The sequence below is a fragment of the Streptomyces fuscigenes genome, assembly GCF_021556455.1.
GTDB classification, from domain to species: Bacteria; Actinomycetota; Actinomycetes; order Streptomycetales; family Streptomycetaceae; genus Streptomyces; species Streptomyces fuscigenes.
Genome location: NZ_JAKGCV010000339.1, coordinates 1 through 6,042, shown reverse-complemented (window position 1 = coordinate 6,042; position 6,042 = coordinate 1). Strand labels below are relative to the sequence as shown.

The 6,042-nt window shown below is 70.4% G+C and carries 5 protein-coding genes and 1 pseudogene; all 6 read right to left on the bottom strand.

Annotated elements, in window-relative coordinates; translation table 11 throughout:
- The coding region (locus L1885_RS21740; protein ID WP_235798845.1) for an N-acetylglucosamine kinase at window positions 1–995 on the bottom strand (995 nt) is incomplete at its 3' end.
- Complete coding sequence (locus L1885_RS21735) at window positions 992–2,257, bottom strand: 6-phospho-beta-glucosidase (protein WP_235798844.1); 1,266 nt, start codon at window positions 2,255–2,257, stop codon at window positions 992–994. The genes L1885_RS21740 and L1885_RS21735, both read right to left, overlap by 4 nt.
- A gap of 5 nt (window positions 2,258–2,262) precedes the next feature.
- Window positions 2,263–3,162: a carbohydrate ABC transporter permease gene (locus L1885_RS21730; protein WP_235798843.1), complete on the bottom strand. Its 900-nt coding sequence runs from the start codon at window positions 3,160–3,162 to the stop codon at window positions 2,263–2,265.
- Window positions 3,163–3,165: 3 nt separating this feature from the next.
- The gene (locus L1885_RS21725; protein WP_372481993.1) at window positions 3,166–4,167 is read right to left on the bottom strand and encodes a carbohydrate ABC transporter permease; all 1,002 of its coding nucleotides are present in this window, start codon (window positions 4,165–4,167) and stop codon (window positions 3,166–3,168) included.
- A gap of 10 nt (window positions 4,168–4,177) precedes the next feature.
- Window positions 4,178–5,521, bottom strand: a complete 1,344-nt coding sequence (locus tag L1885_RS21720; RefSeq protein ID WP_235798842.1) for an extracellular solute-binding protein — start codon at window positions 5,519–5,521, stop codon at window positions 4,178–4,180.
- Window positions 5,522–5,724: 203 nt separating this feature from the next.
- Window positions 5,725–6,042, bottom strand: a pseudogene (locus tag L1885_RS21715) (sugar kinase); the annotation flags it as partial.

Sequence of the window (6,042 nt, the reverse complement as noted above, 5' to 3'; positions counted from 1 at the left end):
CAGCGCGCGTAGTGCGCGGCGAGCCGCCGATGGGCGTCCGCGGGCGCGCCCAGGTGGTCGAGGCCGAGCAGCCCCGCGCCCAGCACGGGCGGCGCCGTGACGACCTCCGCGACCGCCTTCGGCGCCCGGGCCGCCAGCAGCTCCGTGATCCGCCCGTCGAGCTGGGGGTGGCGGGCCGCCAGCACCCCGCCGCCGAGCAGCACCGGCACGGGCTCGTCCAGCAGGTCGAGCTTGCCGAGGGCGACGGTGGCCATCACCACGACCTCCTCGGCGAGGCGGTCCACCAGCGAGCGGGCGATCGCGTCACCGGCCGCCGCCGTCGCGAACAGCACCGGCGTCAGCTCGTGCCGCCGCCGCTGCTCGATGCGGCCCAGGTGCAGCGCCTCGATCAGCTCGTACATCGTGGACAGGCCGAAGTGCGCGGGCAGCGCCGAGACCAGCTCGGTCGGCCCGCCCCGGCCGTCCTCGGCGCGGGCCGCGTGCCACAGCGCCTCCATCGCGAGGCCGCTGCCGCCGCCCCAGTCGCCCGAGAGGTGGCCGATCGCGGGGAACCGCGCCGTCCTGCCGTCGGGCCGCATGCCCACGCAGTTGATGCCCGCGCCGCACACGACGGCCACGCCGCGCGGCGCGTCGCCGCTCGGCAGGCCCGCGCGCAGGATCGCGAAGGTGTCGTTGCGCACGTCCGTCGTCGCGGCCCAGCCGCGCTCCTGTATCGCCGCCGCCAACTGCTCCTCCTCGACGGGGAGGTCCGCGTTGGCGAGGCACGCCGACACGTGCCGGGCCACGCCGGAGGCGGGCAGCCCGGCGTCCGCCGCGGCGGCGGCCACCGCCACCTCCAGGGTGTCGATGGCCGCCTTCACGCCGACGATCGGCGGCTGGAAGCCGCCCCCGCGGGCCGCGCCGAGCACCGTTCCGTCGGCGCCGACCACGGCCACGTCGGTCTTGCTGTTCCCCGCGTCGACCGCGAGGACGGCCGGCGGGGGAGTGTCGCTCATGCCCACGCCAGGTGCTCCCGGTTGTGGGCGATCAGCTCGTCGGTGAGCTTCTCCGCGTACTCGAACTGCCCGACCAGCGGGTTCGCGAGGAGCGCGTCGTAGACCCGGTCCCGGCCGCCGTGCAGGGCGGCCTCCAGCGCCAGGTTCTCGTAGGCGGTGGCGTGCGCGATCAGGCCCGCGTACAGCGGCTCGACCGGCGCGACGGCGAGCGGCTCGGCGCCGGCGGTGGTGACCTTCGCCTGCACCTCGATGACCGCGTCGTCGGGCAGGAACGGCAGCGTGCCGCGGTTGTAGGTGTTCACGACCTGCACCGGGCTGCCCTGGCCGCGCAGCAGCGAGGCCGCGAGGTCCACGGCCGCCTCCGAGTAGTACGCGCCGCCCCGCTTGGCGAGCAGCGCGGGCTTCTCGTCGAGCTGCGGGTCGCCGTACATCTCCAGCAGCTGCTTCTCCATCGCCGCGACCTCGGAGGCCCGCGACGGCTTCGTGCCGAGTTCGCGGACGACCTCGTCGTGCGCGTAGTAGTAGCGCAGGTAGTACGACGGGATGACGCCGAGCCGCTCCACGACGGCGCGCGGCATGTGCAGGTCCTCGGCGATCTCCGCGCCGTGCTCGGCGAGCAGCTTCGGCAGGACGTCCTCGCCCTCGGGGCCGCCGAGGCGCACCCCGCGCTCCCACGTCAGGTGGTTGAGGCCCACGTGCTCCAGGTACACCTCGGACGGCGAGACGCCGAGGTGGTGCGCGAACTTGCGCTGGAAGCCGATGGCGACGTTGCACAGGCCGACGGCCTTGTGGCCCGCCTCCAGCAGCGCCCGCGTCACGATGCCCACCGGGTTGGTGAAGTCGATGATCCACGCGTCCGGGTTGCTGCGGCGCACCCGCTCGGCGATGTCCAGCACCACCGGGACGGTGCGCAGCGCCTTGGCGAGGCCGCCGGCGCCGGTCGTCTCCTGACCGACGCAGCCGCAGGTCAGCGGCCACGTCTCGTCCTGGTTGCGGGCGGCCTGGCCGCCGACGCGCAGCTGGAGGAGCACCGCGTCGGCGCCCTCGACACCGGCGTCCAGGTCGGCGGTCGTCACGATGCGGCCGGGGTGGCCCTGCTTGGCGAAGATGCGCCGGGCGAGGCCCCCCACCAGCTCCAGGCGGTCGGCCGCCGGGTCGACGAGCACCAGCTCCTCGATCGGCAGGGTCTCCCTCAACCGCGCGAAGCCGTCGATGAGTTCGGGTGTGTAGGTGGAGCCTCCGCCTACGACTGCGAGCTTCATGGTGCTTAGCCCTTTACTCCAGTGAGGGTGACGCCTTCGACGAAGGCCTTCTGTGCGAAGAAGAACACGATGATGACCGGGGCCATGACGAGCAGGGTCGCGGCCATCGTGATGTTCCAGTTGACGCTGTGCGCGCTCTTGAAGGATTCCAGGCCGTAGCTCAGGGTCCAGGCGGCGGGGTTCTGCGAGGCGTAGATCTGCGGGCCGAAGTAGTCGTTCCAGCAGTAGAAGAACTGGAACAGCGCGACGGCCGCGATGCCGGGCTTCGCCATCGGCACGACGACGCGCAGCAGCGTGCGCAGCTCGCCGCAGCCGTCGACCTTCGCCGACTCGATGTACTCGTTGGGGATGGTCAGCAGGAACTGCCGCAGCAGGAAGATCGAGTACGCGTCGCCGAACGCCATCGGGATGATCAGCGGCCACAGCGAGCCCGACAGGTGGAACTGCTGCGCCCACACCAGGTACATGGGGATGACGATGACCTGGGGCGGCAGCATCATCGTCGAGATGACGAGGATCATCGCCACGCGGCGGCCCTTGAAGCGGAACTTCGCGAGCGCGTAGGCGACCGGAGTGGACGACACCACGGTGAAGACGGTGCCGAGCACCGCGTACAGCAGGGAGTTCTTCCACCAGCCGAGGAAGCCGGGGGTGTTCCACACGGTCGCGTAGTTCGACCAGTGCCACGAGTGCGGCCACAGCTCGCTGGTCAGCGCCTGCTGGTCGCTCATCACCGAGGTGAGGAACACGAACACGAACGGCAGGACGAAGAACAGGGCGGCGGCGATCGCCAGCGCGTGCACGCCGACCCAGTGGAGGAACTTCTTGCGGCGGTGCGTGCCGGCGCCGTTCGCGGTGCCCGGGGCGGGCGCGGTGCGTGGCGGGTTCAGGGTGGTAGTGGCCATCTGTCAGTCCTCCGCCGGGATCAGGCCCGCGTTCTTGCGCATCAGGAGCAGCGTCACGGCCATCGCGATGACGAACAGCACGAGCGAGAGCACGCACGCCGCGCCGGTGTTGAAGTTCTGGAAGCCCAGCTGGTAGACGAGCTGGGGCACGGTCAGGGTGGAGTGGTCCGGGTAGCCGGGCTGGATGACCGAGCCGGGGCCGATCGAGACGCCGGAGGCGATCTTCCCCGCGACCAGCGCCTGCGTGTAGTACTGCATCGTCTGCACGACGCCCGTGACCACGGCGAACAGCACGATCGGCGTGATCGTCGGCCAGGTCACGTAGCGGAACTTCGCGACGGCGCCCGCGCCGTCGAGGTCGGCCGCCTCGTACTGCTCCTTCGGCACGTCGAGCAGCGACGCCATGAAGATGACCATCAGGTCGCCGACGCCCCACAGGCTGAGCAGGACGAGCGAGGGCTTGGCCCAGTGCGGGTCGTTGAACCAGGTGGGGCCGTTGATGCCGATCCAGCCGAGCACCTGGTTGACCGGGCCCGTCGACGGGTTGAGCAGGAAGACGAACGCGACGGTCGCGGCGACCGGCGGCGCCAGGTAGGGCAGGTAGAAGGCGGTGCGGAAGAGGCCGACACCCGTCTTGATCTTCGTGACGAGCATGCCGATGCCGAGGCCGAACACGACCCGCAGCGCCACCATGACGACGACCAGCCAGACCGTGTTCCACAGCGCGGGACCGAACAGCGGCATCTGGGTCAGCACGTACTTCCAGTTGCGCAGGCCCACGAACGAGGGCTGCTCGATCTGGTTGTAGTGCATGAAGGAGAAGTAGACCGTCGCGATCAGCGGATAGCCGAAGAAGACGGAGAAGCCGATCAGCCACGGCGACAGGAAGCCGAGCACTTTCAGCCGGTGCTTGTTGCGCTTGCGCTTGAGCGTCATGTCCGGGCCGGTGCCGGCGCCGCTCCGGGCCGGTGACGCCCCGGCCGCGGTCGGGAGGGAGACTGCCATGTCCTGCTCCTCAGCTTTCCGACTGGAGGTTGTCGGCGTCGATCTGCTTGTCGAGCTTCTTCAGGCCGGCACGGAGGTTCTTCTCGCCGCCCTCCTCCTGCGAGTAGGAGAAGTCCTGGAACGACGTGATGTACATGCCGCCGTTCTCCGAGGGCGGGATCGCGGAGCTGTACTTGTTCTGCGCGATCTTGATGAAGGCCCGGAAGTTCGGGTCGGGCGTCAGCTTCGGCGAGGCGAGCGCCGCGTTGGTGGAGGGCACGTTGTGGATGTCGTTGGCGAAGTCGACGACCTGGTCGGTGTTGGTGGTCAGGTACTTCACCAGCTCCCACGCCGCGTTCTGGTGGGTGCTGCTGTGCGCGATGCCCGTGACCGTGCCGGTCAGATAGCCGCGGCCGTAGGTGTCGGCCTGGTCGTCGGGGACCGGCAGCGGGGCGACGCCCCAGTGGAACTTGGCGCCCGCGTCCTTCAGCATCAGGCCGCGCCACTCGCCGTCCAGGTGCATCGCCAGCTTGTTCTGGAGGAAGCCGTTGCCGTCGGAGAACTCGTCACCGAAGCCGGCGCGCAGGTTCTCCAGCTTCTGGTGGCCGCCCTCCGCCGAGGAGATGTCGTTCATCGCCTTGAAGAACTGCGTGACCTTGGGGTCGTCGGCGAGCTGCGCCTTGCCCTGCTTGTCGAAGTACGTGGGGCCCCACTGCGCCAGCATCCGGTCCGGGCTGTTCTGGTACAGGCGGAAGTTGGGCATGAAGCCGGCACGGGTGATCGCGCCGTTCTTGGCGTGCTGCGTCAGCTTCACCGCGTCGGCCTGGAACTCGGACATCGTCTTCGGCGGGGACGCGATGCCGGCCGCCTTGAAGTCGTCCTTGTTGTAGTAGAGCCCGTACGCGTCGGCCAGCAGCGGCAGCGCGCACTGGTCGCCCTCGTACTGGGTGTAGTCCAGCAGGGTCTTCGGGAAGACCTTGGCCTTGTCGATCCCGTCCTTCTTCATGAACGGGTCGAGGTCGGCCCACATGCCGGACGAGCAGTACTGGCCGACGTTGTTCGTGGTGAACGACGTCACGACGTCCGGGGTGTCGCTGCCGCCGGCGCGCAGTGCCTGGTTGATGGTGTCGTCCGAGACGTTGCCGGTGGACTTCACCTTGATGTTCGGATGCAGCTTCTCGAAGCGGGCGATGCTCGCGTTGATCGCCTTGACCTCGTTGGCGTCCGACCAGCCGTGCCAGAACTTCAGCGTGACGGGCTTGGTCGGATCGTCGGTGGCGCTGCCGGTGCTCGGATTGGCACATCCCGCGAGCAGCAGTGCCGCGGCGGCACCGAATGCCACGGGCACGCAGGAGCGTATACGCCAACCTGCCATGTCGGACTTCCTTTGCGAGGAGGAGAAGTTGGGGGAGAGGGGCCGGAGGGGACGGGGGAGTCGGGGTGGCGCCGGAACGGAGGAACCGGCGGGGAGACGCGTGCACAACACAGCTGTGGGGGTACGGGGGACCGCGCCGTGGCTCCGGGGAGCGGGGCGGTCGGGGTGGTGCCGGGACGCGGTGGGCCGCCGGCGGCGGCCGGCTACCGCGCCGCGTCGAAGCGGCTCGTGTCGAACACCGCGTCGCGGGCCTGGTCGAGGGCGGTGCGCAGCGCCCCCGTCAGGATCGGGTCGCCGTCGATGTCGCTGATCCGCAGGAGCGGCCGCGGCAGCGCCAGCCCGGTCAGTTCGGCGTGCACCGCCTCGCGCAGGGCCTCGCCGCCGGCCTGGGCCACCGAGCCGGAGAGGACGACGAGTTCGGGGTCGACCACGGCCACGACGGCCGCGATCCCGGTGGCGAGCCGCTCGGCGACCGCCGTGCGGACGGCCGGGTCGGCCAGCGCCTCGTCGAGCGGCGCCCC